Here is a 23,838-nt window from a genome sequence, read left to right on the forward strand (position 1 = left end):
TCTTCCCATGAAGCTCACGACCGCGGTCGCACGGCCCGGCCTCCTGCTCACGCTGCCGGTGCTGCTCGTCGCCGGCTGCAGTCAGGTGGTGGAAGGCAGCGCGCTGATATCGGTGCCGCGGCCGGGCACACCCATTCAATGGGGACCCTGCGAGGCAGGCGCATCGGATCAGACGGGAATTCCACCCGGCGCCGAGTGCGGCATGCTGTCGGTTCCCGTCGACTGGGACAACGCCGACGACCCGAGCGGTGATGTCGCCCAGATCGGGCTACTCCGCGTCACCGCCACGGGCGACAAGATCGGTTCGCTGCTCATCAATCCGGGTGGGCCCGGGGAGTCGGGCATCAAGGCGGCCGCGTCGATGGCGACGACACTGCCGGAGGAGTTGCGGGAGCGCTTCGACATCGTCGGATTCGATCCCCGCGGCGTTGCCAGCTCCACGCCGGCGGTGTGGTGCAACAGTGACGCCGACAACGATCGGCTGCGCGCCGACAACGTCGTGGAGTACACCCCCGAAGGCGTTGCCCACCTGGAGAAGCTCACGAAGGAGTTCGTGCAGCGCTGCGTGGACAAATCGGGCAAGGATTTCCTCGCCAACGTCGGAACGGCAAGCGTCGTCAAAGATCTCGATGCGCTGCGCATCGCCCTCGGCGACGAGAAGCTGACCTACCTGGGCTACTCCTACGGCACCAGGATCGGTGCCAGCTACGCCGAGGAGTTCCCCCAGAATGTGCGCGCGATGGTGCTCGACGGCGCCATCGACCCGAATGCCGACCCGGTGGAAGCCGAGGTGCGCCAGGCGGCCGCGTTCCAGCAGGCGTTCGACGACTATGCAGCGGACTGCGCGATCGACCCGTCGTGTCCACTGGGTACCGATCCTGCCAAGGCAGTCGACGTCTACCACTCGCTGGTGTGGCCCCTGGTCGACGAGCCCGCCGAGACCAGCGACCCGCGCAAGCTGAGCTACAACGACGCCATCGTGGGCACCATCCTTCCCCTGTACTCACCGGGACTGTGGCGGCACCTGACCAAGGCGCTCAGTGAGATCGAGGACGGCCGGGGTGACACGATGCTCGCGCTGGCGGACCTCTACATGGGGCGTGACGCGCAGGGCCACTACGACAACAGCACCGACGTGCGCGTCGCCGTCAACTGTGTGGACAAGCCGGCAATCACCGACCGCGCCACACTCGTCGAGCAGGATCGGCGGGTCCGCGCGGCGGCACCGTTCATGTCCTACGGCGACTTCACCGGCCTGGCCCCGATGCCGACGTGCGGCTTCTGGCCGGTGCCGCCCACCACCACGCCGCACGAGATCAGCGTGACGGGGCTGCCGCCGATTCTCGTCGTGTCCACCACCAACGACCCGGCCACGCCGTATCAGGCGGGTGTGGACCTGGCCCGCCAGCTCGGCGGCACCCTTGTGACGTTCGAAGGAACGCAGCACACCGTTGCGTTGCAGGGCGATTCGTGCGTCGACGACATCGCGACGCGTTACCTTGTGGACGTGACTGTTCCGCCGCCGGACACCCGGTGCTGACGATCTCCGTCGTCGGCGAGCAGGATCTGGCCGAACTGGCGCCGATGCTGCGGGGCTACTGCGACTTCTACGAGGTCGATCCCTCCGACGACAAGCTGGCCGCGATGTCGCGCGCATTGATCGAGAACCCCGACGAAGGGGTGCAGCTGATTGCGCGGACAGACGGTGGAACCGCTGGTATTGCTGTCGGCTTCGCGACGATCTTCTGGACGTGGCAGACCCTCTACGCCGCGCGCGTCGGTGTTCTCAACGACCTCTACGTGACCCCGCAGTCGAGGGGGAGCGGCACGGGGCGGGCGCTGATCGCCCACGGGCTGCAGCTGTGCCGCGACCGCGGGGCGGAGAAGCTGGTGTGGGAGACGGCGCCCGACAACGCGACAGCGCAACGGCTTTACGACGGGATCGGCGCCGAGAAGTCCACCTGGTTGACCTACGAGCTCGACGCCCGATAACAGCCCGGTCACCGTTGGATCCCGGGGGCGCCCCGCGCGGCGGTTCCGTGCAACGATGGCTGCCATGCTGCGCGCCGGACGGATGATCGCGGCGCTGTCGGTGATCGCGGCTGCGCTGAGCCCCTCGGCGACGGCCTCTCCGCTCGCCCTCGATGAGCCGTATTCCGCTGCGCCGGTGTGGAGTTCGTGCGCTTCCTTCGTCGGCGACGTCTCGGGGATCCCGAGCGCCCAGTGCGGTACGGTCGCCGTGCCTGTCGACTACGCGCAACCCGATGGTGCTGCGGCGCAGCTGGCCGTCATCAGGGTCCCCGCGACCGGACCGCGAATCGGCGTGCTGATCGTCAACCCCGGCGGACCCGGTGCCTCCGCGGTGGACACCGTCGCCTCGATGGGTGCGGCGCTCTCGGGCACCGAGATCCTCCAGCGGTTCGACCTCGTCGGCATCGATCCGCGAGGGGTCGGGCATTCGACGCCAGAACTGCGGTGCCGCACCGACGCCGAGTTCGACGCCTATCGCGCTGAACCGCTGGCCGACTACAGCCCGGCGGGGGTGGCCCACATCGAGGGCGTCATGCGCCAATTCGCTGCGCGCTGCCTCGACCGGATGGGGGCCGAGTTCCTCGCCAGCGTCGGCACCGCCACCGCGGCGCGCGACATGGACGTCGTCCGCGACGCGCTGGGCGAGCCGCAGATCAACTACCTCGGGTTCTCCTATGGCACTCAACTGGGCGCCGTCTACGCCGCCCGCTACCCCGACCGGGTCCGAGCGATGGTTCTCGACGGCGCGGTCGACCCCAGCCTCGACCCGATCACCGAGAGCCACAACCAGATGGCGGGGTTCCAGCAGGCCTTCGACAGGTACGCGGCCGACTGCGCACAGTCGCCCGGCTGTCCGCTCGGCACCGACCCGACCCGCTTCGTCGCCCGCTTCCATCAGCTCGTCGACCCCCTCGTCGCCCGCCCCGCACCGACCACGGACCCCCGGGGCCTCAGCTACCAGGACGCCATCACCGGCACGGTGAGTGCGCTGTACTCGCAGCGCTTCTGGCCCTACCTGAACAGCGGTCTGCTCGGGCTGCAACGCGGCACCGACCCCGGCGACCTGTTGCTGCTCGCCGACGACTACCAGCAGCGTGACCGCAACGGGCATTACCTGAACCGACAGGACGCGTTCAACGCGATCCGCTGCGTCGACGCCGATTTCCCGACCGATTCGGCAACCTGGGTCGAAGCCGACCGGCGCGCACGCGAGGTCGCGCCGTTCGTGTCCTACGGTGCGTTCACCGGTTACGCCCCTCGCGACGTCTGCGCGTTGTGGCCGGTGCCGGCGACCTCGGTGGTCGGCGCCGTCGGCTCCCCGGGACCCGGCAAGGTCGTCGTGGTGTCCACGACAGGAGACCCGGCGACGCCCTACGAGGCCGGGGTCGACCTCGCCCGTCAGATGGACGCCAGCCTGATCAGTTTCACCGGCACCCAGCACACCGTGGTCTTCAACGGTGACGCGTGTGTCGACACCGCAGTCGTCGCGTTCCTGACCGAGTCGACTCCGCCGCCGGCCGGATTGCGCTGCTAGCAGCGCCGTAACACAGAATTAACAGGCGGAACCTAGGCTTCGATCATGGATCGGCAGAAGGAATTCGTGCTGCGCACGCTGGAGGAACGCGATATCCGCTTCGTCCGGTTGTGGTTCACCGACGTGCTCGGATACCTCAAGTCGGTCGCGATCGCTCCCGCCGAACTCGAGGGGGCGTTCGAGGAGGGCATCGGATTCGACGGCTCCTCGATCGAGGGCTTCGCCCGCGTGTCCGAGGCCGACATGGTCGCGCGGCCCGATCCGTCCACCTTCCAGGTGCTGCCGTGGGCCGACAGCTCAGGCAAGCACCACTCGGCACGGATGTTCTGCGACATCACGATGCCGGACGGCTCGCCGTCCTGGGCGGACTCGCGCCACGTGCTGCGCCGCCAGCTGTCCAAGGCCAGCGACCTCGGCTTCTCGTGCTACGTGCACCCCGAGATCGAGTTCTTCCTGCTCAAGCCGGGCGAAGACGACGGCACCCCGCCCGTCCCCGCCGACAACGGCGGTTACTTCGACCAGGCCGTCCACGATTCGGCGCCCAACTTCCGTCGCCACGCGATCGACGCGCTCGAGCAGATGGGTATCTCCGTCGAGTTCAGCCACCACGAGGGCGCACCCGGCCAGCAGGAGATCGATCTGCGTTACGCCGACGCCCTGTCGATGGCCGACAACGTGATGACGTTCCGCTACCTCGTCAAAGAGGTCGCCCTCGGTGACGGTGTGCGGGCCTCCTTCATGCCCAAGCCGTTTGCCGAGCACCCCGGCTCGGCGATGCACACGCACATGAGTCTGTTCGAAGGTGAGACCAACGCCTTCCACAGCGCCGACGACCCGCTACAGCTCTCCGACGTCGGAAAGTCGTTCATCGCAGGCATTCTCGAGCACGCCAACGAGATCAGCGCCGTCACCAACCAGTGGGTGAACTCCTACAAACGCCTGGTGCACGGCGGCGAGGCGCCGACGGCAGCGTCGTGGGGCGCGGCCAACCGGTCGGCCCTGGTCCGCGTCCCGATGTACACACCGCACAAGGTGTCGTCGCGGCGTGTCGAGGTCCGTAGCCCCGACTCGGCCTGCAACCCGTACCTGACCTTCGCGGTCCTGCTCGCGGCGGGCCTGCGCGGCATCGAGAAGAACTATGTCCTGGGCCCTCAGGCCGAGGACAACGTGTGGAGCCTGACGTCGGAGGAGCGCCGGGCCATGGGCTACAAAGAGCTGCCCGGCAGCCTCGGGGACGCCCTCACCCAGATGGAGAATTCCGAACTGGTCGCAGAGGCGCTCGGTGAGCACGTGTTCGACTTCTTCCTGCGCAACAAGCGCCAGGAGTGGTCGAACTACCGCAGCCACGTCACGCCGTACGAGCTGAAGACCTACCTGTCCCTCTAGCCACCTGTCTCTCTGACGAGCGGGGCACCGCGCTACCTTGATGGGCGTGGCCAAACCCGCGACGCAGCGCCCGAAGCTGCCCGGCGTCGGTCGGCTCGGACTCGTGGAGCCCAGGGCGCAGGCCGACCTCGACGGGCTCGGGTGGAACACCGATGCCCATGTCGAGCTGCTGTGGTCGCTGTCGCGCGCACCGGACGCCGACACCGCCCTGAAAGCGATCGTGCGACTCTCCGAAGCGCTCGAGTCCGGATGGGCCGAGCTCAACGCGGCCCTGCTCAAAGACAAGAGTCTGCGCGGACGGCTGTTCGCGGTCCTCGGATCCTCACTCGCGCTCGGCGATCACCTGATCGCCAACCCCGACTCATGGCGACTGCTCGCCGGAACGGTCACCCTGCCGTCCGCGCAGGAGCTGCGCGACATGTTCGCCGAACAGGCCGATGCCACAACGGGTTCCACGCATGCCGCGGTCCCGCCGCTGCGTACCCTCTATCGCGACCGGATCCTCGTGCTGGCGGCGCTGGATGTCGCGTCCACGGTCGAGAACGAACCCGTACTGCCGTTCACCGTCGTCGGCGAGCACCTCTCCGATCTCGCCGATGCGGCGCTGGCCGGCGCGCTGCGCGTCGTGACGACCTCGGTGTGCGGTGACAAGCCGTCACCCGCATTGACCGTCGTCGCGATGGGCAAGTGCGGCGCCAGGGAACTGAACTACGTCAGCGACGTCGACGTCATCTTCGTCACCGACGACGATTCGCACAGCAGCCTCGCGTTGGCGACCAGGATCGCCGGCGAGATGATGCGACTCGCGTCTGACGCCTTCTTCGAGGTCGACGCGGGCCTGCGTCCCGAGGGAAAACAAGGGCAGCTGGTGCGGACACTGGAATCGCACGTCGCCTACTACGAGCGCTGGGCGAAGACGTGGGAGTTCCAGGCTCTGCTGAAGGCGCGGCCCGCCGCCGGGGACATGGACCTGGGCCGCCGTTACGTCGAAGCCTTGATGCCGATGGTGTGGACGGCCTCCGAACGCGAGGACTTCGTGCCCGAGGTGCAGGCGATGCGCAGGCGCGTGGAGGAACTGGTGCCCGCGGGCGTGCGGACCCGCGAAATCAAGCTCGGCACAGGCGGTCTGCGCGATGTCGAGTTCGCCGTTCAGCTGCTGCAGCTGGTACACGGCCGCAACGACGATTCGCTGCACGTCGCCTCGACCGTGGACGCTCTCGCCGCGCTGGGAGACGGCGGCTACATCGGACGCGACGACTCCGCCAACATGACCGCATCGTATGAATTCCTGCGCCTGCTCGAACATCGGTTGCAGCTGCAGCGTCTCAAGCGCACCCACATGCTGCCCGAGGCCGACGACGAAGAGGCGATGCGCTGGCTGGCGCGGGCCGCACACATGCGACCGGACGGCCGCCACGACGCCCTCGGCGTCCTGCGCGAGGAACTCAAGCGGCAGAGCCACCGCGTGTCGAGGCTGCATGCGAAGCTGTTCTACCAACCGCTGCTGGAATCGGTAGGCGAAGCCTCCCTTGGGCTTTCGGACGGTATGAGCACAGATGCCGCCGAACGTCAGCTCGCCGCACTCGGCTACGAGGGACCGCAGAGCGCGCTGACGCATCTGGCCGCGCTCACCGGCAGCTCCGGGCGCCGGGGCCGCGTGCAGCAGGTGCTCCTGCCCACCCTGCTCGACTGGCTTTCCGACACACCCGATCCCGATGCCGGCCTGCTGAACTACCGCCGGATCAGCGATGAACTGTCCGAACAGCGTTGGTTTCTGGCCACGCTGCGCGATGAAGGGGCTGTCGCCAAGCGGCTGATGCATGTGCTCGGCACGTCGGCGTATGTGCCCGAACTGTTGATGCGAGCACCCGAGGTGATCCAGCTGTATGCCGACGGCCCGAACGGGCCCAAGCTCTGTGACGTCGACACCGAAAGTGTCGCAAGATCTTTAGTGGCCTCGGCCGCGCGTCACTCCGACCCGCTGCGGGCGATCGCCGCGGCGCGCTCATTACGGCGCCGTGAGCTGGCCCGCATCGCATCCGCCGACCTGCTGGGCATGCTGGACGTGACGGCGGTCTGCAAACAGCTGACCCTGGTGTGGGTGGCGGTGCTGCAGGCGGCACTGGAGGCGGTCATCCGCGCGAATTCGCCCGAGGGCGGCGCGCCGGCGCGGATCGCCGTCATCGGGATGGGCCGCCTCGGCGGTGGGGAACTCGGCTACGGCTCCGACGCCGACGTGCTGTTCGTCTGCGAACCCCATGCGGGCGTGGAGGAATCGGTCGCGGTGAAGTGGTCGGTGACCGTGGCCGAGCAGGTGCGTGCCCGTTTGGGCACACCCAGCGCCGACCCTCCGCTCGAGGTCGACGCGAATCTGCGGCCCGAGGGGCGCAGCGGTCCGCTGGTTCGCACGCTGGCGTCCTACGAGGCGTACTACGCCCAGTGGGCCCAGCCCTGGGAGATTCAGGCTCTGCTGCGTGCGCACCGGGTCGCGGGCGACCTGGAGCTGGGGGAGCGGTTCCTCATCATGGTCGACAAGACGCGCTACCCGGCGGGGGGCGTTTCGCCCGAAGCCGTCCAGGAGATCCGGCGGATCAAGGCCCGCGTGGATGCGGAACGCCTTCCGCGCGGCGCAGATCCGAAGACGCACACCAAGCTCGGCCGGGGCGGGCTGGCCGACATCGAATGGACGGTGCAGCTGCTGCAGCTGCGGTTCGCGCACAAGATCCCGGCGTTGCACAACACGTCGACGCTCGATGCGCTGAACGCCATCGGGGCGGCCGAGCTGATCGCCGAGGGAGACATCGAACTTCTTCGCGATGCGTGGCTGACCGCGACCCGCGCCCGCAACGCGCTGGTGCTGGTGCGGGGCAAGCCCACCGACCAGCTGCCGGGGCCCGGCAAACTGCTCAACGCGGTGGCGGTGGCCGCGGGCTGGCCCAACGGCGACGGCGGCGAGTTCCTCGACAACTACCTGCGCGTCACGCGCAGGGCAAAGGCTGTGGTGCTCAGAGTGTTCGGAGGATAGGTGGACTTCAGCTTCGAGGCGATCAGCGCCGAGGACTACGACCGTCAGCGCAGCAGCTATGAACCGTTGACCGATGCGTTGCGTCGCCTCATCGACGTCGGCATCCACACCGAGGTCGACGACGCGACCGTTCAGGAGGCGCTGCGTCATTTGGAAGCGGCCGAAGACCTGCTCGGCCGGGTTCAGCGGTCCGGACGCTCTACGCTGCGCCACGCCGACACCGGGCGTCCCGTCGCGTGGGCGAATCCGGCTGTGGGTCTTCGCAATGCGATAGCACCGCCGATGATCATCAACCACGAGCCCGACGGCAGCTGTTGGAGCGAGTTCACGTTGGGGCCCGCCTACGAGGGGCCGCCCGGGTGGGTGCACGGTGGGATCGGCGCGCTGGTGCTCGACCACATCCTGGGCGAGGTCGCCAGCGGTGGTCTCACCCAGCCGAGGTTCACCGGCACCATCACACTGCGCTATCACCGCGGCACGCACCTGGGGCCGGTGCGGGCCGAGGCGTTCGTCGAGCGCTCCGAAGGCGTGAAGACGTTCGCCCGCGGCTATCTGAAGGACGACGAGGGCGTCACCGTCGAAGCCGACGGGGTGTTCATCACTCCCGCGTGGGCGCGAGACGCCGGATGAAGTTCTATGTGTCGACCGCCTTCCTCGACACCCGGGAGGCGGTCGAGATCGCTAGAGCGGCAGACGATCTCGGCTATCACGGGATGGCGATCCCCGATCATGTCGTCAACCTGGAGACCCTGAAGACGCCCTATCCGTACACCAAGGACGGCAAGCGTCGGTGGGAAGCGTTCACCGACTGGCCGGACCCGTGGGTGATGATCGGGGCGGTAGCACTGGTGACCTCACGGCTGCGTTTCGTGACGACGGTGTACCTGCCTGCGATGCGCGATCCGTACTCGGCGGCCAAAGCCATTGGCACAGCTGCGGTCCTGGCATCTGGTCGTCTGGAGCTCGGCATCGGTGTCGGATGGTGCCGGGAGGAGTTCGAACTGCTGGGCCAGCAGTTCGAGCGGCGCGGCAAGCGCACCGATGAGATGCTGGAGCTGATGAAGGCCCTGTGGTCGCCGGGCTGGACCGAGTTCTCCGGTGAGTTCTACACCGCACCGCGCCTGGAGATGGAGCCGACGCCTCCGCCCATTCCGGTGTACGTCGGCGGCCTGTCGGACATCGCGCTGCGCCGTGCCGCACGCCACGACGGCTGGATCGGGGACCTCATCACCACCGACAAGGCATTGGAGCGGGTCGCCTTCGTGCGGCAGTTGCGGGCCGAAAATGGGCTCGCCATGGACGATTTCGAGGTCATCACCCCGCTGACCGACGCCTTCCTGCCCGAACATTTCGAGCGCGCCGAGGCCGGCGGCATCACGGGCATCATCACGATGCCGTGGATGTTCTATAGCGGACCCGACGCCTCCCTCGACCAGAAGATCGACGGGATGCGCCGGTTCCGCAAGGATCTCGGGCTCGACGACTAGTAGCGCGGCCTGCGGAAGCGGCTCAGCAGGCCGCCCCGCCGTGCGGGTTGGGCTGCAGGCGTGGCCGTGACCGGCGGAGCCGCGGTTCCGGTGACGACCCGGCCGCGTCGAACACCCGAGCCGCCCGCGACGCGACGGCGTCCGTCGACCGACAGCGCGCCTCCGCCGAGGGTGGCGAGCAGCAGGAACGCAAAGCAGAACAGCAGTGAGGCCTCGCCGCCGTTGCCGCCGGCCTGCGCGTCGTAGGGCCAGAAGCTTCCCGGTGTGCCGCTGAGGATGCCCCAGTGCTGCCACAGGTAGGCCACCGCCATCTCGCCGGAGGCGATGAAGGCCGCGATCCGGGTGAACAGGCCGACCGTGATCAGGATCCCGAGGACGAATTCGAGGACACCTGCGAACCAGAACGGCCAGGTGCCCACGGGGACCGCCTCACCCAGCGGCCAGCCGAACAGCTTCATCGTGCCGTGGAAGGTGAAGACCAGTCCGAACACGATGCGGAAGATGCTCAACCCAGGTGACGAGTAACTGGCGAGACGCGAATCGAAGGTCGTCATGCGCGTGAGCCTACTCCAGCGGACCGCAGTCCGCTTCGGTCCCGGCGGGATCGGGACCAAAACGAAAGCCGGGTGACACCCGAAGGTGTCACCCGGCCGTCAGCGCGTTAGCCGACTTAGACGTCGTAGTACAGCGAGAACTCGTACGGGTGAGGACGGATCTGGATCGGCATGATCTCGTTCTCACGCTTGTAGGAGATCCACGTCTCGATGAGGTCGGTGGTGAACACCCCGCCCTCGGTGAGGTACTCATGATCCTCTTCGAGCCGGTCGATCACCGCCGCGAGCGACGTCGGCGCCTGCGGGATGTTCGCGGCCTCCTCGGGAGGCAGCTCGTAGAGATCCTTGTCGACCGGGGCCAGCGGCTCGATCTTCTTCTTGATGCCGTCGATGCCGGCCATCAACATCGCCGCGAACGCCAGGTACGGGTTGCCCGAGCTGTCCGGGCAGCGGAACTCGAGGCGCTTGGCCTTCGGGTTGTTGCCCGTGATCGGGATGCGCACGCAGGCGGAGCGGTTGCGCTGGCTGTACACCAGGTTGATCGGCGCCTCGTAGCCCGGCACCAGACGCTTGTAGGAGTTCACCGTCGGGTTGGTGAACGCCAGCAGCGACGGCGCGTGGTGCAGGATTCCGCCGATGTAGTGGCGGGCCATGTCCGACAGGCCGGCGTAGCCCGACTCGTCGTGGAACAGCGGCTTGCCGTCCTTCCACAGCGACTGGTGGGCGTGCATACCGGAGCCGTTGTCGCCGAAGAGCGGCTTGGGCATGAACGTGACCGTCTTGCCGTTGGCCCACGCCGTGTTCTTGATGATGTATTTGAACAGCAGCACGTCGTCGGCCGCGTGCAGCAGCGTGTTGAACTTGTAGTTGATCTCGGCCTGTCCGGCGGTGCCCACCTCGTGGTGGCCGCGCTCCAGCGTGAAGCCGGCGTTCTGCAGGTTGGTCGACATCTCGTCGCGCAGGTCGACGTAGTGGTCGTACGGTGCGACGGGGAAGTAGCCGCCCTTGGGGCGGACCTTGTAGCCGCGGTTCGGGCTGCCGTCGGCCTCGAGCGGCTCGCCGGTGTTCCACCAACCCGACTCGGAGTCGACCTCGTAGAAGGTGCCGTTGATCCGCGAGTCGAAGCTCACCGAGTCGAAGATGTAGAACTCGGCCTCGGCGCCGAAGAAGCAGGTGTCGGCGATGCCGGTGCTGGCCAGGTAGTTCTCGGCCTTGCGGGCGACGTTGCGCGGGTCACGCGAGTACGCCTCACGGGTGAACGGGTCGTGCACGAAGAAGTTCAGATTGAGCGTCTTGGCGGCACGGAACGGGTCGATGCGCGCGGTCTCGGGGTCCGGCAGCAGCATCATGTCGGACTCGTGGATCGACTGGAAGCCGCGCACCGACGAACCGTCGAACGCAAGGCCGTCCTCGAACACACTCTCGTCGAACGTCGACGCCGGGATCGAGAAGTGCTGGACGACACCGGGCAGATCGCAGAACCGGACGTCGACGTACTCGACGCTCTCGTCCTTGATCAACTTGATGATGTCGTCGGCCGTCTTTTCTGCCACTTAATGCTCTCCTTTGACTTTCGTAGCCCGCCGGTGACGCTATGGACCCGATGTTGCACGGCAGTCAACCGCATGTTGCGTGGACGTTACGCATGTCCACAAACGCGGTCCTGCCGGGGCGATTCCCGCCGCCACCTATCCTTACAGCATGGCCCGCACCATCGGCTCCTGGCTGTCAGGACCGTCGCAGTCCGACGATCCCGGCCAGCGCTCGACCTATCCCGGCGAGCGTCTGGGCCTGCCCGAGGCCGGCCCCGGCTCCATCGCCCGCTTCGGCCGTCGCATCGCCGCGCTACTTGTGGACTGGCTGATCTCGCTGGGGCTCGCCGCCCTGGCTGCGGCGTTCGGGTGGGTGATCCTGTCCAATCTGCAGACCTCGCAGCTCGTCGTCTGGTTCGTCCTCGGCGTCGCCTCGGTGCGGCTGTTCGGCTTCACTCCGGGACAGCTCGTGCTGGGTCTCAAAGTCGTTTCCGTCGACAACCGCACGCACGTTGGAACGGGGCGAGCACTGGCGCGCAGTCTCCTCATCACCCTCGTGATCCCGGCGTTGTTCACCGACTCCGATCTGCGCGGTCTGCACGACCTGGCGACGAAGACAGCGGTCATCAGGCGCTGACGACCTAGGCCTGGTGCCGGATCCGGCCGTTCATCATCGTGATCGTCACGGTCGCACCGTGGATGTCGTGTGGGTCGATCTCGAAGATGTTGCGGTCCAACACGATCAGGTCGGCCAGCTTGCCCGCTTCCACTGAGCCGACTTTGTCGTCGAGTCTGATCTGATACGCCGCACCGAGCGTATTCGCGTACACCGCTTCCTCGACCGACAGTGCCTGATCGGCCGGCGCGAGCACCGGGGCGTTGCTGTCGCCGATCAGCTGCCGTGTCACCCCGATCTGAATGGAGTCCAGCGGCTTGTAGGTGGAGAAGTAACCTGCCGCCGGCCAGTCCGTTCCCAGTGAGATGCGGCCGCCGGACCGCAGCACGTCCTGCGTCCGGTACAGCAGGTCCTTGCGTGGCGTGCCGTAGCGGGCACCCATGTTCTCGATGGTGTCGGGATCGGCGGACATCCAGTTCGCCGAGAACTGCGCGGTGACGCCCAACTGCCCGAAGCGCGGCGCGTCGTCGTCCTCGACGTAGACCAGGTGCGCGATCGTATGGCGACGGTCACGCGGGGGATTGGCCGCGACGGCGCGCTCGACGGCGTCGAGGCCCACGCGCGCCATTCGTTCGCCGCACGCGTGAATGTGCACGTCGTAACCTGCGGCGTCGACCTCGCCGACCAGTTGATGCCACTGCTCCTCGGTGAACGGTGAGGCACCCGTCGAGTCGGGTTTGTCGGCGTAGGGGTCGACGAGCCACGCGGTGTAGCCGCCCTGCGTGCCGTCGCCGATGATCTTCACGACGTCGACCGATATGAGTTCGCCGGCGATCTCGTCGCGGACCGCGGTGAACTTCTCGACCGTGCCCTCGATCGGCGTCGCGCGCACCGAATAGGACGCGACGACCCGGAACGGCAGCAGATCGCGCTGTTCGATATCGGTGTAGAGCCGCAGAATCGCCGCCTGGTCATCCCCGATGGGCGGAACACCCGCATCGAAGACCGAGGTGATTCCCGCCGCAGAGGCCTTGGGCAGCCAGCCCTCGATCAGGGTGCCCATGGTCTCCGGGGAGATCGGCTCGACGGCGTCGACGAGACCGAGCACGGCGTTGACTTCGAGGACGTATCCGGTGGGCTCGCCGTCTTCGTCGCGTGCGTAGTAGCTGAACCCCGGTACCGGGTCGGGGGTGTCGCGGCCGACCCCGGCCAACTCGAGCGCCTTGCTGTTGGCCCACAGACTGTGGCCGTCGATGGCGAAGAAGAAGCCGGGACGGTCGGGCAGCACCCGGTCGAGGTCCGCGCGGGTCGGACCTTGCGGACCGAACATGTCCACGCGCCAACCGAATCCGCGGACGGGCCCGGTCGGGTTGGCCTTCGCGTAGGTGTCGATGGCGTCGAGCGCCTCGGCCAGCGTCGGCACCTGCAGGTCGACTCCGGACGTCAGGAACGAACCGAGGAACGGATGCGTGTGGCCCTCGACGAAGCCCGGCATGAGCAGCTTGCCGCCCAGGTCGATGACCTGGGTGTCGGGACCGGCGAAGGTCATGGCTGCGTCGCTGTCGCCGACGTAGGTGATGGAGTTGCCGGTGACGGCGACGGCTTCGGCCCACGGCATCTCGTCGCGCACGGTGTAGACGCGGCCGTTGTGGAAGATGACGTCCGCGGGCACGGTTTCGCTGGGCTGCTCCGCGGATCCCGGCGAGGACTCAGAAGTGCAGGCGGCCGCCGTCGCGACGACGGCGGTCACCGCGGCCGTGCGCAGCATCGCCCGCCGGGATAGCGTCGCGCGCCGACCGAGCGCAGCGAAATGCGGCGCCCATTCGCACGCGACGCACATCCGGTGTCAGCGTCGCCGTACGGTGCGTTGCACGCCGCGCATCTTGGCCTGCGCCGGCAACGGGCCCTTGGGCATTGCGGCGGGACCGACCTTGGTGCCGAGTGCGGCCAGGCGCGATTCCAGGGAGTCCATCTGCTTGGCGGTGATGTTGGCGGGCAGCTTGTTCAGGTGCCGTTCCAGCTTGGCCAGCGGTACCTCGCCTTCGCCGTTGCCGATGATGAAGTCGTAGATCGGGGTGTCGCCGATGAGGCGTGCAGTGCGCTTCTTCTCCTGCGCGAGCAGGGGCTTGACGCGGGTGGCGGACCCCTCGCCGACGAAGATCACGCCCGGGCGACCGATCACGCGATGGACGGCGTCGAAGTGGCCCGTCGCCGCCACGCCGGGGGTGACGCGCCACTTGCCCCGCAGGTTGTCCAATGCCCACGCGGCCGCACCGGTTTGCCCCTCGGCCTTCTTGTAGACGGACTTCTGGGCGCGGCGGCCGAAGATGATGAACGCCACCAGCGCGCCGAGCACGATGCCCAGCGGGATCAGCATGTACATCGTGAAGCCGCCGGCGAACACGCCACCCACCACCGACAGCGCGACGATCAGCACGAACGCGCCGATCATGTACGGGAGAAGGCGTTTGTCCTCTTTGCGCTGGATCTGGAACGCCTGCCACAGCTGACTGCGCCGCTGCTTCGATGCGGCCTTGCGGGCGGCTTTGGCCTCGGCCTTGGCTGCCTTGACCTCAGCCGGGTTACGCGTTTTCGCCATTGGACAAGGATACGGCCGCACGGGATGCCACCGTCTGCGCGTACAGCTTTCCGGCTCGATACGACGACCGCACCAGCGGACCGGCCAGGACACCCGGGAAGCCGATCTCTTCGGCGTAGCGCTGGTGCTCGACGAACTCGTCGGGATGCACCCAGCGCTCCACCGGATGATGGCGCGGCGAGGGACGCAGGTACTGGGTGATGGTGACGATGTCGCATCCGGCGTCGTGCAGGTCGTGTAGCGCGGTGCGGACCTCGTCGGGAGTCTCACCCATGCCGAGGATCAGGTTGCTCTTGGTGACGAGGCCGAAGTCGCGGGCCGCCGTGATCACCGACAGGCTGCGCTCGTACCGGAACGCCGGCCGGATCCGCTTGAAGATGCGGGGGACGGTTTCGACGTTGTGCGCCAACACTTCCGGACGCGTCTCGAAGACCTCGTTCAGTTGCGCGGGGTCGGCATTGAAGTCGGGGATCAGCAGCTCGACGCCGGTGTTCGGGTTGAGTTCCTTGATCTGGCGAACCGTCTCGGCGTACAGCCATGCGCCGCCGTCGGGCAGATCGTCGCGCGCGACGCCCGTCACGGTGGAGTAGCGCAGGCCCATCGCCTGCACGCTCTCGGCGACGCGGCGCGGTTCGTCGCGGTCGAGTTCGGCCGGCTTGCCCGTGTCGATCTGGCAGAAGTCGCAGCGGCGGGTGCACTGCTCACCGCCGATCAGGAAGGTGGCCTCCCGGTCTTCCCAGCACTCGAAGATGTTGGGGCAGCCCGCTTCCTCGCACACCGTGTGCAGACCCTCACGGCGCACCAGACCCTTGAGCTCTTTGTACTCCGGCCCCATCTTCGCCTTGGTCTTGATCCACGGCGGCTTGCGCTCGATGGGCGTCTCGGCATTGCGTACTTCCAGACGCAGCAGCTTGCGGCCGTCAGGAGCGATACTCACTGTGCTGATTCTACGCTCGCGCCCGGCGCGACACCGACCGCGATGCGGCCGTCCAGCGCGTCCAGAACGGCGTCGGCCACCCGGTCGAGGACGTCGGCCACCCCGACGGTGCGGCCCAGCTCCGCGGTCAGCGACGTCACCCCGGCATCGGCGATGCCGCACGGCACGATCGAGCCGAACGCGCCGAGATCGCAATCACAGTTGATCGCGAAGCCGTGCAGCGTCGTCGCCCGCGCCACCCGGATGCCGATCGCGGCGATCTTACGGGCCGGTCGAAGGCCGTCGCCCTCCACCCAGACGCCGGACCGGCCCTCGACGCGTCCCGTCTCCAACCCGAATGACGCGCAGACCGTGATCAACGACTCTTCAAGGCGCCGAACGAAATTCACGACGTCGAGCGGTTCGGCCAGCCCGATGATGGGATAGCCCACCAGCTGTCCCGGACCGTGCCAGGTGATCTTGCCGCCCCGGTCGGTGTCGATGACAGGCGTGCCGTCGAGCGGCCGCTCCTCGGGCAGGGTCCGCCGTCCCGCCGTGTACACCGGTGGATGTTCCAGCAGCAGCAGCGTGTCGGGACCACCCGCCACACGATCGTCGGCCAGCTGCCGCTGCAGATCCCACGCGGTCTGATAGTCCACCGAACCGAGCGCGCGGACCTGCACCGGGTCGGTGCCCGACCGGATCGATGACGTCATACCGTCGACGCTACTCACGCTGCGAAGCCGTGGCGAACGCCAGCGCCTCGCCGATGGTGTTGTGGTGGAACTGGAAACCCGCCCGCTCCAACGCCGCCGGGATGGCGCGCTGACCGCCGAGCACCCCCTCGTCGGCGAATTCCCCGAGCACGGCGCGCAGGGCGAACCCCGGGACCACCAGTGCCGTGGGCCTGTTCACCGAACGGCCCAGCGCCGTGGTGAACTCCGCGTTGGTCACCGGAGCAGGTCCGGTCATGTTGACCGGACCCGACACGTCCTCGTGCGAGATCGCGAACAGCATGGCACGCACCTGGTCTTCGAGGCTGATCCAGGACAGGTACTGCCTGCCGTTGCCCAGGCGGGCGCCCAGCCCGAGCGAGAACAGCGGCTTGATCCGCCCCAGCATGCCGCCGGACGGCGCCATGACGAGGCCGGTCCGTGTCAGCACCACCCGGACGCCGGACTCGGCGGCCACGCTGGTCGCGGCCTCCCAGTCGATGGCAAGCCTGGCCAGGAAGTTGTGGCCGGGCCCCGCGGTCTCGTCGACCGGTGTGCTGCCGGTGTCGCCGTAGTAGCCCACCGCGCTGGAATTCACCAGAACCGGTACACCGGCTTCGACGACCGCGTTGGCCAGTACCTCCGTCGGGCCGATCCTGCTGTCGCGCAGGCTCTGCTTGAACGCACCCGACCACCGCTTCTGCCCGACGTTGACACCGCAGAGGTTCACGACGGCATCAACCCCGCGCAGCGCGTTCGCGTCGAACTCGCCGGTGTCGGGATTCCAGAACACCTCATCGGCGTTCGACGGCGCACGCCGCACGATGCGGATGACCCGGTGATCGGTGGCCCGCAACGCGTACACGAGCCCGGTACCGATCAGACCGGATGACCCCGCAATCGCGACAACCGAATCCGATGGCAACGACACTGCTGTCTACAGCCCCAGATCGGCCTCAAACGCACCCTCTTCGAGGCGGCGCTTGACCGTCGTGACGAACCGGCCTGCGTCGGCGCCGTCGATGAGGCGGTGGTCGTAGGTCAGAGGCAGGTAGGACACCGACCGAACGCCGATCGACTCGTTGCCGAACTCGTCGACGATGACCCGGGGGCGCTTCACGATCGCGCCGGTGCCCAGCATCGCGGCCTGCGGCGGGACCAGGATCGGGGTGTCGAACAATGCGCCCTGGCTGCCGATGTTGGTGATCGTGAACGTGCCACCGGAGAGCTCGTCGGGCTTCAGGTTGCCCGAGCGTGCCCGCGCCGCGATGTCGGAGATCGCCCGGGCCAGCCCGCCCAGCGACAGGTCGCCCGCGTTCTTCACGACCGGGGAGAGCAGACCCTGTTCGGTGTCGACCGCGAAGCCGAGGTTCTCGGCGTCGTAGTACGTGATCTCCTTGGATTCCTCGTTGTAGCTCGCGTTGACGTTCGGGTGCACCTTCAGCGCGTCGATGACGGCCCTGGCGATGAACGGCAGGAAGGTCAGGTTGACGCCTTCGCGCTCGGCGAAGCTGGCCTTCGCTTTGGCGCGCAGGGCCACGATCTTGGTCATGTCGACCTCGTGGACCTGTGTCAGCTGCGCCGTGGTCTGCAGCGATTCGCGCGTCTTCTTGGCGGTGATCTGACGGATCCGGTTGGCCTTCTGCGTGGTGCCGCGCAGGTGGGCCAGTGCGCCTTCCTGCGCAGGCGCGGACGCCGCGGGCTTCGACGGCGCGTCGGCGGCCGGCTCGGCCTTGGGCGCTTTGCTCTCCTCCGCCGCGGCGAGCACATCCTGCTTGCGGATGCGTCCACCGACACCTGTGCCCTTGACCGTCGACAGGTCGACGTTGTTCTCGCTGGCGAGTTTGCGTACCAGCGGTGTCACATAGGGGCTGTCGCCCGACTCGCCGGCCGCGGGCTTGGGCTGCGGCTTGGACTCCGGCTCGGGTTTGGGCTTCGGCTCGTCCTTGGGCTTGGACTCTTGCTTCGGCTCTTCCTTCGGCTCGGGCTCTTCCTTCGGCTCGGGCTTGGCCTCTTCGGACGGCTTCGCCTCGGGCTTGGTCTGCTTCGGCTCTTCGTCGGGTTCCGGCTCGGGTTCGGGTTCGGGCTCGGGCTCGGATTCGGGCTCGGGTTCGGGTTCCGGCTCGGACTCTTCCTCGGCATCGGCGTCGCCGATCTTCGCGAGCTCGCCGCCGACCTCGACGGTGTCGTCCTCCTCGGCGGTGATCGACAGCAACGTGCCCGCCACCGGCGACGGAATCTCGGTGTCGACCTTGTCGGTGGACACCTCGACCAGTGGCTCGTCGACCTCGACGCTGTCGCCGACCTCTTTCAGCCAGCGGGTGACCGTGCCCTCGGTGACGGACTCGCCCAGCTCCGGCATCTTCACCGACGTGGCCGACCCCGAGCCACCCGACGACTTCGCCTTGGACTCAGGCTTCTTCTCCGGCTCCGGCTCGGATTCCTCTTCGGCCTCCGGCTCGGCGTCGTCCTCGGTCTCCTCGGGCTCGTCCTCGGATTCCTCGGCGGCCGGTTCGGCCTCCTCGCTGTCGTCGCCGTCCTCGCTGTCGTCGCTGCCGCTGTCGTCGTCGCCTTCGTCGGCGTCGCCGATCACCGCGAGCTCGCCACCCACCTCGACGGTGTCGTCCTCCTGGGCGATGATCTTCTTCAGCACACCCGCCGCGGGCGACGGGATCTCGGTGTCGACCTTGTCGGTCGACACCTCAAGCAGTGGCTCATCCTCCTCGACCGTGTCTCCCTCTTGCTTCAGCCAGCGGGTGACTGTTCCCTCGGTAACGCTCTCTCCGAGTGCGGGCATCTGGACGGAGATGGCCATAGTGTCGTGGCTCCCTTGCACGGTCTGTCGAGGTATCTGAGCTGTCGTATCCCATCCTGTCACGTCCGCCGGGCCGTTTCGCCGCGGACGGGTCTACGACTTGCTCTGGCACTATCGAAGTCAAGAAGTGGCGAGGGGATGCCGGAAGGAGCAAGCCCAGGTGGGACTGTTCGACAGGCTCCGCGGTCGGAGCCGCAAAGGTGGATCGGCCACCCGCGACCCCCAGGCAGATCTTCGTTATCTGCATCAGTGGGTCGCCGAACATCAGGGTGTCGAAGCCTTCATCGAGCCCAAGACCACGGTCACCGAACTCACCGTTGTGCTCGTGGCCGCCGACGGTGAATGGACCCGGCGGCGCACCGGAGGAGACGCCGGTGCCCGCCGGTTGTCCGACCGCCTCAAGATCCCGGTCTACGACGTGCAGAAGGTCGGCTATCCGCAGCGCATGCGCGACTATGACGCACGCAAACGCGTCGAACGCAAGCGGGCCGCCCGCGACGAGCTGGACAGCTGACCGCTTGGGTACTGTCCGCTCGTGAGCGCGCAGCGGATGCACTTCGAGGGCAACAACGACGGGCCGACGCTTCTCCTGGTGCACGGACATCCCGACACCGAACGGGTGTGGGATCCCGTGGTGGCATTGCTGTCGGACCGCTTCAGGATCGCCCGTGCCGATGCGGACAGCGCCGCCGCCACCCTCCGCGAGTGGGACGGCGACGCCCTGCACGTGCTCGCGCACGGCGGGGGATCAGCAGCCGTGTGGCGATACCTCACGCAGCCCGGGGCATCCGACCGGGTCGCGTCATTCACCTCGGCCTCCGGCCCGGCGCACGCCGCACGCCACCGGCGCATCGCCGACAAGCTGGGCCTGCTCGGGAAGCGGGCGCCCGTCGCGGGCGCAGATCCCGTCGACGTTCCTGTCCAGCTGATCGTCATCGCTGGCGACCGGCGCGTCAGCCCGCGGTTCTACGACGACATCGGCGTCCGGGCGTCGCGGCTGTGGCGGCGCGACGTCAAGGGGGGCCACGCCACCCCGTACGTACTCGCGCGCTCGGTCACCCAACTCGTCGACCACCTCGAAGGCGCACCCGCCCCGCGTGAGTTGCTACGCGCCCAGATCGGCCGGCCACGCAAGGCGTTCGGCGACACGCTCGTCGCCGTCACCGGAGCCGCCAGCGGCATCGGCCGTGAAACCGCGCTCGCCTTCGCCCGAGAGGGCGCCGACGTCGTCATCAGCGACGTCGACACCGCCGGGCTGGCGGAGACGGCGCGACTCGTCGCCGCCGTAGGCGGGCAGGCCTTCAGCTACACGGTGGACGTGGCCGACGCAGCCGCCGTCGAGGAGTTCGCCGATCAGGTCTGCGCCGAGCACGGGGTGCCCGATGTCGTCGTCAACAATGCGGGCGTCGGGCATGCCGGGTTCTTCCTCGACACGCCCGCCCAGGAGTACGACCGGGTGCTCGACATCAACCTCGGCGGCGTCGTCAACGGATGCCGGTCGTTCGGGACGCGCCTGCGCGACCGCGGCGTCGGCGGGCACATCGTCAACGTCGCATCGATGGCGTCCTACACCCCGGTCAACGTGATGAACGCCTACTGCACGTCCAAGGCTGCGGTGTTCATGTTCTCGGATTGTCTACGCGCAGAACTGGATTCGCACGGAATCGGATTGACGACGATCTGTCCCGGCATCATCGGCACCAACATCGTCAACACGACGCGCTTCTCGCTGCCCGAGGAGCGCAGCTACGACACCGAGGCGATCCGGCACCGCGTGCGCCGCGGCTTCGCGGTGCGGCGCGTCGGGCCGGACAAGGTCGCGAGGGCGATCGTGACCGCGGTGAAGAGCAACAAGCCGGTGCGCCCGGTCACCACCGAGGCGTACTTCGTCTACGGCGCCGCGCACGCGCTGCCGCAGGCCATGCGCAGCGCCGCCCGCGGCGGCAACATCATGTGATCAGCCGTTGGCCGCAATGTCCTCCAGCACCGCGAACATCGTGCGCGTCGGCACCCCGGTGCCGCCCTTGGGGGTGTAACCCCACGGCCCGCCGGAGTTGTACGCAGGCGCCGCGATGTCGATGTGGGCCCACTGCACGCCGTCGGCGACGAACTCACGCAGATATGTGCCCGCGACGAGCATGCCGGCGTAGCGCGATCCGCTGACGTTGGCCAGATCGGCGACGGTGGACTTGAGGTCGTCTTTGAGTTCCTCGGGCAGCGGCATCGCCCACGCGTTTTCGCCGACACCCTGGGAGATCTCGGCGACCCGGTCACGGAAGTCATCGCTACCCATCACGCCCGGTGTGCGGGCGCCCAACGCGACGGTCTGAGCGCCGGTCAGGGTCGACGTCTCGATCAGGTAGTCGGGCCCGTCCTCGCAGGCCCGCACGATCGCGTCGGCCAGGATCAGCCGGCCCTCGGCATCGGTGTTGAGCACCTCGACGGTGATGCCGCCGTACTGGGTCAGCACGTCACCCGGCCGCTGCGCCGTCGCCGACGGCATGTTCTCGGCCATCGGCACGTAAGCGACCACATCGATCGGCAGTCGCAGGCGGGCAGCCAGCACGACGGTGGCGATCACGGCGGCGGCACCACCCATGTCAGAGGTCATGTGGTGCATGTTCGCGGCGGGCTTGATCGAGATGCCGCCGGTGTCGAAGGTGATGCCCTTGCCGACCAACGCGACCTTCTTGCCCTTGCGACCGCCACCGCGGTGGGCGAGGCGGACCAGCCGCGGCGGGCGCGACGAGCCCTTGCCGACCCCGATGATTCCGCCGTAGCCGTCCTTGGCCAGCGCCTTCTCGTCGAGCACCTCGACGTCGAGTCCCACATCTTCGCCCAAAGCCTTTGCCCGCTTGGCGAATTCGGCGGGGAACAGGTGACTCGGCGGGGTGTTGACGAAATCGCGGGCCGTGGCGACGGCCGTCGCGATGGCCTCGCCGCGGGCCGCGGCCTCCTTGGTCGCCGACTTGGTGTCGGCGGCGAGCGCGGTGATCTTGCCGACGCCGGCGTCCTTGGGTGCGGTCTTGTCGCTGCGGAACTCGGAGAACCGGTAGGCGCCCAGCACCAGGCCCTCGATCGCCGCCTCCAGATCCAGATCCGACAGCGTCGTGTAGACGTTCTCGACGCCCGAAAGCGACCGGGCGGCGACGCCCGCCGCGCGCCTGATCGTCTCCGCGGACCACTCGTCTCGCGAAGTGCCCAGCCCCACCGCGAGCACGCTGCCGACCGGGAGGGCGGGCACCACGACGCGCGTGAGCTGCTCGTTTCCGCCCTTGGCGCCGAGCGCCTCGAGCGCCACCTCGATCTCGCCGACCGCCTCGGCGTCCAGATAGGAGTTGGCCACGACGGTCGCGCGGTCACCGTCCTCGGACCCGGAAACCACGGGGACGATCAGGACCGACGAGTCGACCCGCCGCTTGGGCAGAGCGCTCGCAACGGTGACGGCGGGGGACAGGTAACCGGGGGAAGGGCTCACGAGGGTTCACCCTAACCACTCGGCTACTAGGCTGGTTGGTCGTGAGCGACAACCTGTTGGCAGGCCCCCTGGAGAACCGGCACCGCGAGCTCGGAGCGAGCTTTGCAGAATTCGGCGGATGGCTGATGCCGGTGTCCTATGCCGGAACGGTCGCCGAGCACACCGCCACCCGCACCACCGTCGGACTCTTCGACGTCAGCCACCTCGGCAAGGCGCTGGTGAAAGGTCCGGGCGCCGCCGAATTCGTCAACAGCGCCCTCACCAACGACCTGCGCCGGATCGGCCCTGGCAAGGCGCAGTACACGCTGTGCTGCACCGAATCCGGTGGCGTGATCGACGATCTGATCGCCTACTACGTCTCCGACGACGAGATCTTCCTCGTGCCCAACGCCGCGAACACCGCAGCGGTCGTCGCCGCGCTGCAGGAGCGCGCCCCCGACGGGGTGACCATCACCGACGAGCATCGGTCGCGGGCCGTGCTGGCCGTGCAGGGTCCCCAGTCGGCCTTCGTGCTGGGCGCACTCGGCCTGCTCACCGAGATGGACTACATGGAATACGCCGACGCGCAGTTCGGGGGCGTCGACGTCCGGGTGTGCCGGACCGGATACACCGGCGAGCACGGCTACGAACTGCTGCCAGTGTGGGATCAGGCCGCGGTCGTCTTCGACGAACTGGTGGAGGCGGTGAAGTTCGCCGGCGGCGAATTGGCCGGTCTCGGGGCGCGCGACACGCTGCGCACCGAGATGGGTTATCCGCTGCACGGACACGAGCTGTCCCTTGACATCTCGCCCCTGCAGGCGAGAACCGGGTGGGCCGTCGGCTGGAAGAAAGAGGCGTTCTGGGGCCGCGACGCCCTGCTCGCCGAGAAAGAGGCGGGCCCCCGACGCACCCTGCGGGGCCTCAAGGCGATCGGGCGCGGGGTGCTGCGGCCGGACCTCACGGTGCTCGACGGAGAAACCCCGATCGGCCGCACGACGTCCGGAACCTTCTCTCCCACTTTGAAAGTCGGTATCGCGCTGGCGCTGATCGACACCGCGGCCGACGTCGCCGACGGCGCGCGCGTCGCCGTCGACGTCAGGGGCCGTCAGGTGGAGTGCGAGGTGGTCAAGCCGCCGTTCGTCGACACCCGCACCCGGTAAATCGCTGGGCAGC

General features: G+C 68.0%; 20 protein-coding genes. 11 read left to right on the forward strand and 9 right to left on the reverse strand.

The annotated features are described in order from the left end of the window. Positions 1 to 7: 7 nt before the first annotated feature. From ACAG24_RS16695 to ACAG24_RS16725, 7 genes are read left to right on the forward strand one after another with little or no spacing between them, the layout of a single operon-like run. Entirely contained in the window at positions 8 to 1,540 is a 1,533-nt protein-coding gene (locus tag ACAG24_RS16695) for an alpha/beta hydrolase (RefSeq protein WP_370473598.1), read from the forward strand. Continuing rightward, a complete protein-coding gene (locus ACAG24_RS16700) occupies positions 1,534 to 1,992 on the forward strand; it encodes a GNAT family N-acetyltransferase (RefSeq protein ID WP_370473597.1) in 459 nt (152 codons plus the stop codon). The genes ACAG24_RS16695 and ACAG24_RS16700 overlap by 7 nt, the downstream gene beginning before the upstream one ends. A gap of 55 nt (positions 1,993 to 2,047) precedes the next feature. Continuing rightward, the gene (locus ACAG24_RS16705; RefSeq protein WP_370473596.1) at positions 2,048 to 3,565 is read left to right on the forward strand and encodes an alpha/beta hydrolase; all 1,518 of its coding nucleotides are present in this window, start codon (positions 2,048 to 2,050) and stop codon (positions 3,563 to 3,565) included. A gap of 45 nt (positions 3,566 to 3,610) precedes the next feature. Beyond that, a complete protein-coding gene (gene glnA / locus ACAG24_RS16710) occupies positions 3,611 to 4,951 on the forward strand; it encodes a type I glutamate--ammonia ligase (protein ID WP_370473595.1) in 1,341 nt (446 codons plus the stop codon). A gap of 40 nt (positions 4,952 to 4,991) precedes the next feature. Beyond that, positions 4,992 to 7,976 (forward strand): bifunctional [glutamine synthetase] adenylyltransferase/[glutamine synthetase]-adenylyl-L-tyrosine phosphorylase, encoded by a 2,985-nt coding sequence (locus ACAG24_RS16715; protein WP_370473594.1) that lies wholly within the window; start codon positions 4,992 to 4,994, stop codon positions 7,974 to 7,976. Continuing rightward, the gene (locus ACAG24_RS16720; RefSeq protein WP_370473593.1) at positions 7,977 to 8,606 is read left to right on the forward strand and encodes a PaaI family thioesterase; all 630 of its coding nucleotides are present in this window, start codon (positions 7,977 to 7,979) and stop codon (positions 8,604 to 8,606) included. Continuing rightward, positions 8,603 to 9,463, forward strand: a complete 861-nt coding sequence (locus ACAG24_RS16725) for a TIGR03619 family F420-dependent LLM class oxidoreductase (protein ID WP_370473857.1) — start codon at positions 8,603 to 8,605, stop codon at positions 9,461 to 9,463. The genes ACAG24_RS16720 and ACAG24_RS16725 overlap by 4 nt, the downstream gene beginning before the upstream one ends. Here ACAG24_RS16725 and ACAG24_RS16730 read toward each other — a convergent pair. Then, positions 9,460 to 10,017 (reverse strand): DoxX family protein, encoded by a 558-nt coding sequence (locus ACAG24_RS16730; protein WP_370473592.1) that lies wholly within the window; start codon positions 10,015 to 10,017, stop codon positions 9,460 to 9,462. The two genes, ACAG24_RS16725 and ACAG24_RS16730, sit on opposite strands and share 4 nt — an antisense overlap. A gap of 116 nt (positions 10,018 to 10,133) precedes the next feature. Continuing rightward, complete coding sequence (gene glnA, locus ACAG24_RS16735) at positions 10,134 to 11,570, reverse strand: type I glutamate--ammonia ligase (protein ID WP_370473591.1); 1,437 nt, start codon at positions 11,568 to 11,570, stop codon at positions 10,134 to 10,136. A gap of 148 nt (positions 11,571 to 11,718) precedes the next feature. Between glnA (ACAG24_RS16735) and ACAG24_RS16740 the strand changes: the two genes are divergently transcribed. Continuing rightward, positions 11,719 to 12,186, forward strand: coding sequence for an RDD family protein (locus ACAG24_RS16740; protein WP_370473590.1), 468 nt, complete (start codon positions 11,719 to 11,721; stop codon positions 12,184 to 12,186). 4 nt (positions 12,187 to 12,190) lie between these two features. On the opposite strand, the gene ACAG24_RS16745 is transcribed toward ACAG24_RS16740, so the two are convergent. From ACAG24_RS16745 to sucB, 6 genes are read right to left on the reverse strand one after another with little or no spacing between them, the layout of a single operon-like run. Next, entirely contained in the window at positions 12,191 to 14,005 is a 1,815-nt protein-coding gene (locus ACAG24_RS16745) for an amidohydrolase (RefSeq protein ID WP_370473589.1), read from the reverse strand. Positions 14,006 to 14,011: 6 nt separating this feature from the next. Further along, entirely contained in the window at positions 14,012 to 14,764 is a 753-nt protein-coding gene (locus ACAG24_RS16750; RefSeq protein ID WP_370473588.1) for a DUF4191 domain-containing protein, read from the reverse strand. Then, positions 14,748 to 15,701 carry a lipoyl synthase gene (gene lipA, locus ACAG24_RS16755; protein ID WP_370473587.1) on the reverse strand — a complete coding sequence of 318 codons (954 nt, stop codon included), beginning with the start codon at positions 15,699 to 15,701 and terminating at the stop codon, positions 14,748 to 14,750. The genes ACAG24_RS16750 and lipA overlap by 17 nt, the downstream gene beginning before the upstream one ends. Then, complete coding sequence (gene lipB, locus ACAG24_RS16760; protein WP_370473586.1) at positions 15,698 to 16,396, reverse strand: lipoyl(octanoyl) transferase LipB; 699 nt, start codon at positions 16,394 to 16,396, stop codon at positions 15,698 to 15,700. Before lipB ends, lipA begins: the two co-directional genes overlap by 4 nt. A gap of 10 nt (positions 16,397 to 16,406) precedes the next feature. Then, entirely contained in the window at positions 16,407 to 17,318 is a 912-nt protein-coding gene (locus ACAG24_RS16765; protein ID WP_370473856.1) for a TIGR01777 family oxidoreductase, read from the reverse strand. Between the two features lie 12 nt (positions 17,319 to 17,330). Beyond that, positions 17,331 to 19,208 carry a 2-oxoglutarate dehydrogenase, E2 component, dihydrolipoamide succinyltransferase gene (gene sucB / locus ACAG24_RS16770; RefSeq protein ID WP_370473585.1) on the reverse strand — a complete coding sequence of 626 codons (1,878 nt, stop codon included), beginning with the start codon at positions 19,206 to 19,208 and terminating at the stop codon, positions 17,331 to 17,333. A gap of 160 nt (positions 19,209 to 19,368) precedes the next feature. Here sucB and ACAG24_RS16775 point away from each other — a divergent pair, with 160 nt between their 5' ends. Together ACAG24_RS16775 and ACAG24_RS16780 are read left to right on the forward strand one after the other, a co-directional pair. After that, positions 19,369 to 19,722, forward strand: a complete 354-nt coding sequence (locus tag ACAG24_RS16775; protein WP_370473584.1) for an oxidoreductase — start codon at positions 19,369 to 19,371, stop codon at positions 19,720 to 19,722. Between the two features lie 36 nt (positions 19,723 to 19,758). Beyond that, positions 19,759 to 21,165, forward strand: a complete 1,407-nt coding sequence (locus ACAG24_RS16780) for an SDR family oxidoreductase (protein ID WP_370473855.1) — start codon at positions 19,759 to 19,761, stop codon at positions 21,163 to 21,165. On the opposite strand, the gene ACAG24_RS16785 is transcribed toward ACAG24_RS16780, so the two are convergent. Continuing rightward, positions 21,166 to 22,686 carry a leucyl aminopeptidase gene (locus ACAG24_RS16785; protein ID WP_370473583.1) on the reverse strand — a complete coding sequence of 507 codons (1,521 nt, stop codon included), beginning with the start codon at positions 22,684 to 22,686 and terminating at the stop codon, positions 21,166 to 21,168. A gap of 41 nt (positions 22,687 to 22,727) precedes the next feature. Between ACAG24_RS16785 and gcvT the strand changes: the two genes are divergently transcribed. Then, on the forward strand, positions 22,728 to 23,825 hold the full coding sequence (gene gcvT / locus ACAG24_RS16790; protein ID WP_370473582.1) for a glycine cleavage system aminomethyltransferase GcvT: 1,098 nt from the start codon (positions 22,728 to 22,730) through the stop codon (positions 23,823 to 23,825). Positions 23,826 to 23,838: the final 13 nt, after the last annotated feature.

Source organism: Mycobacterium bulgaricum (assembly GCF_041287165.2).
Taxonomy (GTDB): domain Bacteria; phylum Actinomycetota; class Actinomycetes; order Mycobacteriales; family Mycobacteriaceae; genus Mycobacterium; species Mycobacterium bulgaricum.

Bases quoted from the DNA above. Each gene is read 5' to 3' on its own strand.
- ACAG24_RS16695 (WP_370473598.1), top strand. From the start codon at position 8: ATGAAGCTCACGACCGCGGTCGCACGGCCCGGCCTCCTGCTCACGCTG.
- ACAG24_RS16730 (WP_370473592.1), bottom strand. From the start codon at position 10,017: ATGACGACCTTCGATTCGCGTCTCGCCAGTTACTCGTCACCTGGGTTG.
- ACAG24_RS16715 (WP_370473594.1), top strand. From the start codon at position 4,992: ATGGGCGTGGCCAAACCCGCGACGCAGCGCCCGAAGCTGCCCGGCGTC.
- glnA (WP_370473595.1), top strand. From the start codon at position 3,611: ATGGATCGGCAGAAGGAATTCGTGCTGCGCACGCTGGAGGAACGCGAT.
- ACAG24_RS16705 (WP_370473596.1), top strand. From the start codon at position 2,048: ATGGCTGCCATGCTGCGCGCCGGACGGATGATCGCGGCGCTGTCGGTG.
- ACAG24_RS16745 (WP_370473589.1), bottom strand. From the start codon at position 14,005: ATGTGCGTCGCGTGCGAATGGGCGCCGCATTTCGCTGCGCTCGGTCGG.
- ACAG24_RS16750 (WP_370473588.1), bottom strand. From the start codon at position 14,764: ATGGCGAAAACGCGTAACCCGGCTGAGGTCAAGGCAGCCAAGGCCGAG.
- ACAG24_RS16740 (WP_370473590.1), top strand. From the start codon at position 11,719: ATGGCCCGCACCATCGGCTCCTGGCTGTCAGGACCGTCGCAGTCCGAC.
- ACAG24_RS16780 (WP_370473855.1), top strand. From the start codon at position 19,759: ATGCACTTCGAGGGCAACAACGACGGGCCGACGCTTCTCCTGGTGCAC.
- lipB (WP_370473586.1), bottom strand. From the start codon at position 16,396: ATGACGTCATCGATCCGGTCGGGCACCGACCCGGTGCAGGTCCGCGCG.
- ACAG24_RS16725 (WP_370473857.1), top strand. From the start codon at position 8,603: ATGAAGTTCTATGTGTCGACCGCCTTCCTCGACACCCGGGAGGCGGTC.
- sucB (WP_370473585.1), bottom strand. From the start codon at position 19,208: ATGGCCATCTCCGTCCAGATGCCCGCACTCGGAGAGAGCGTTACCGAG.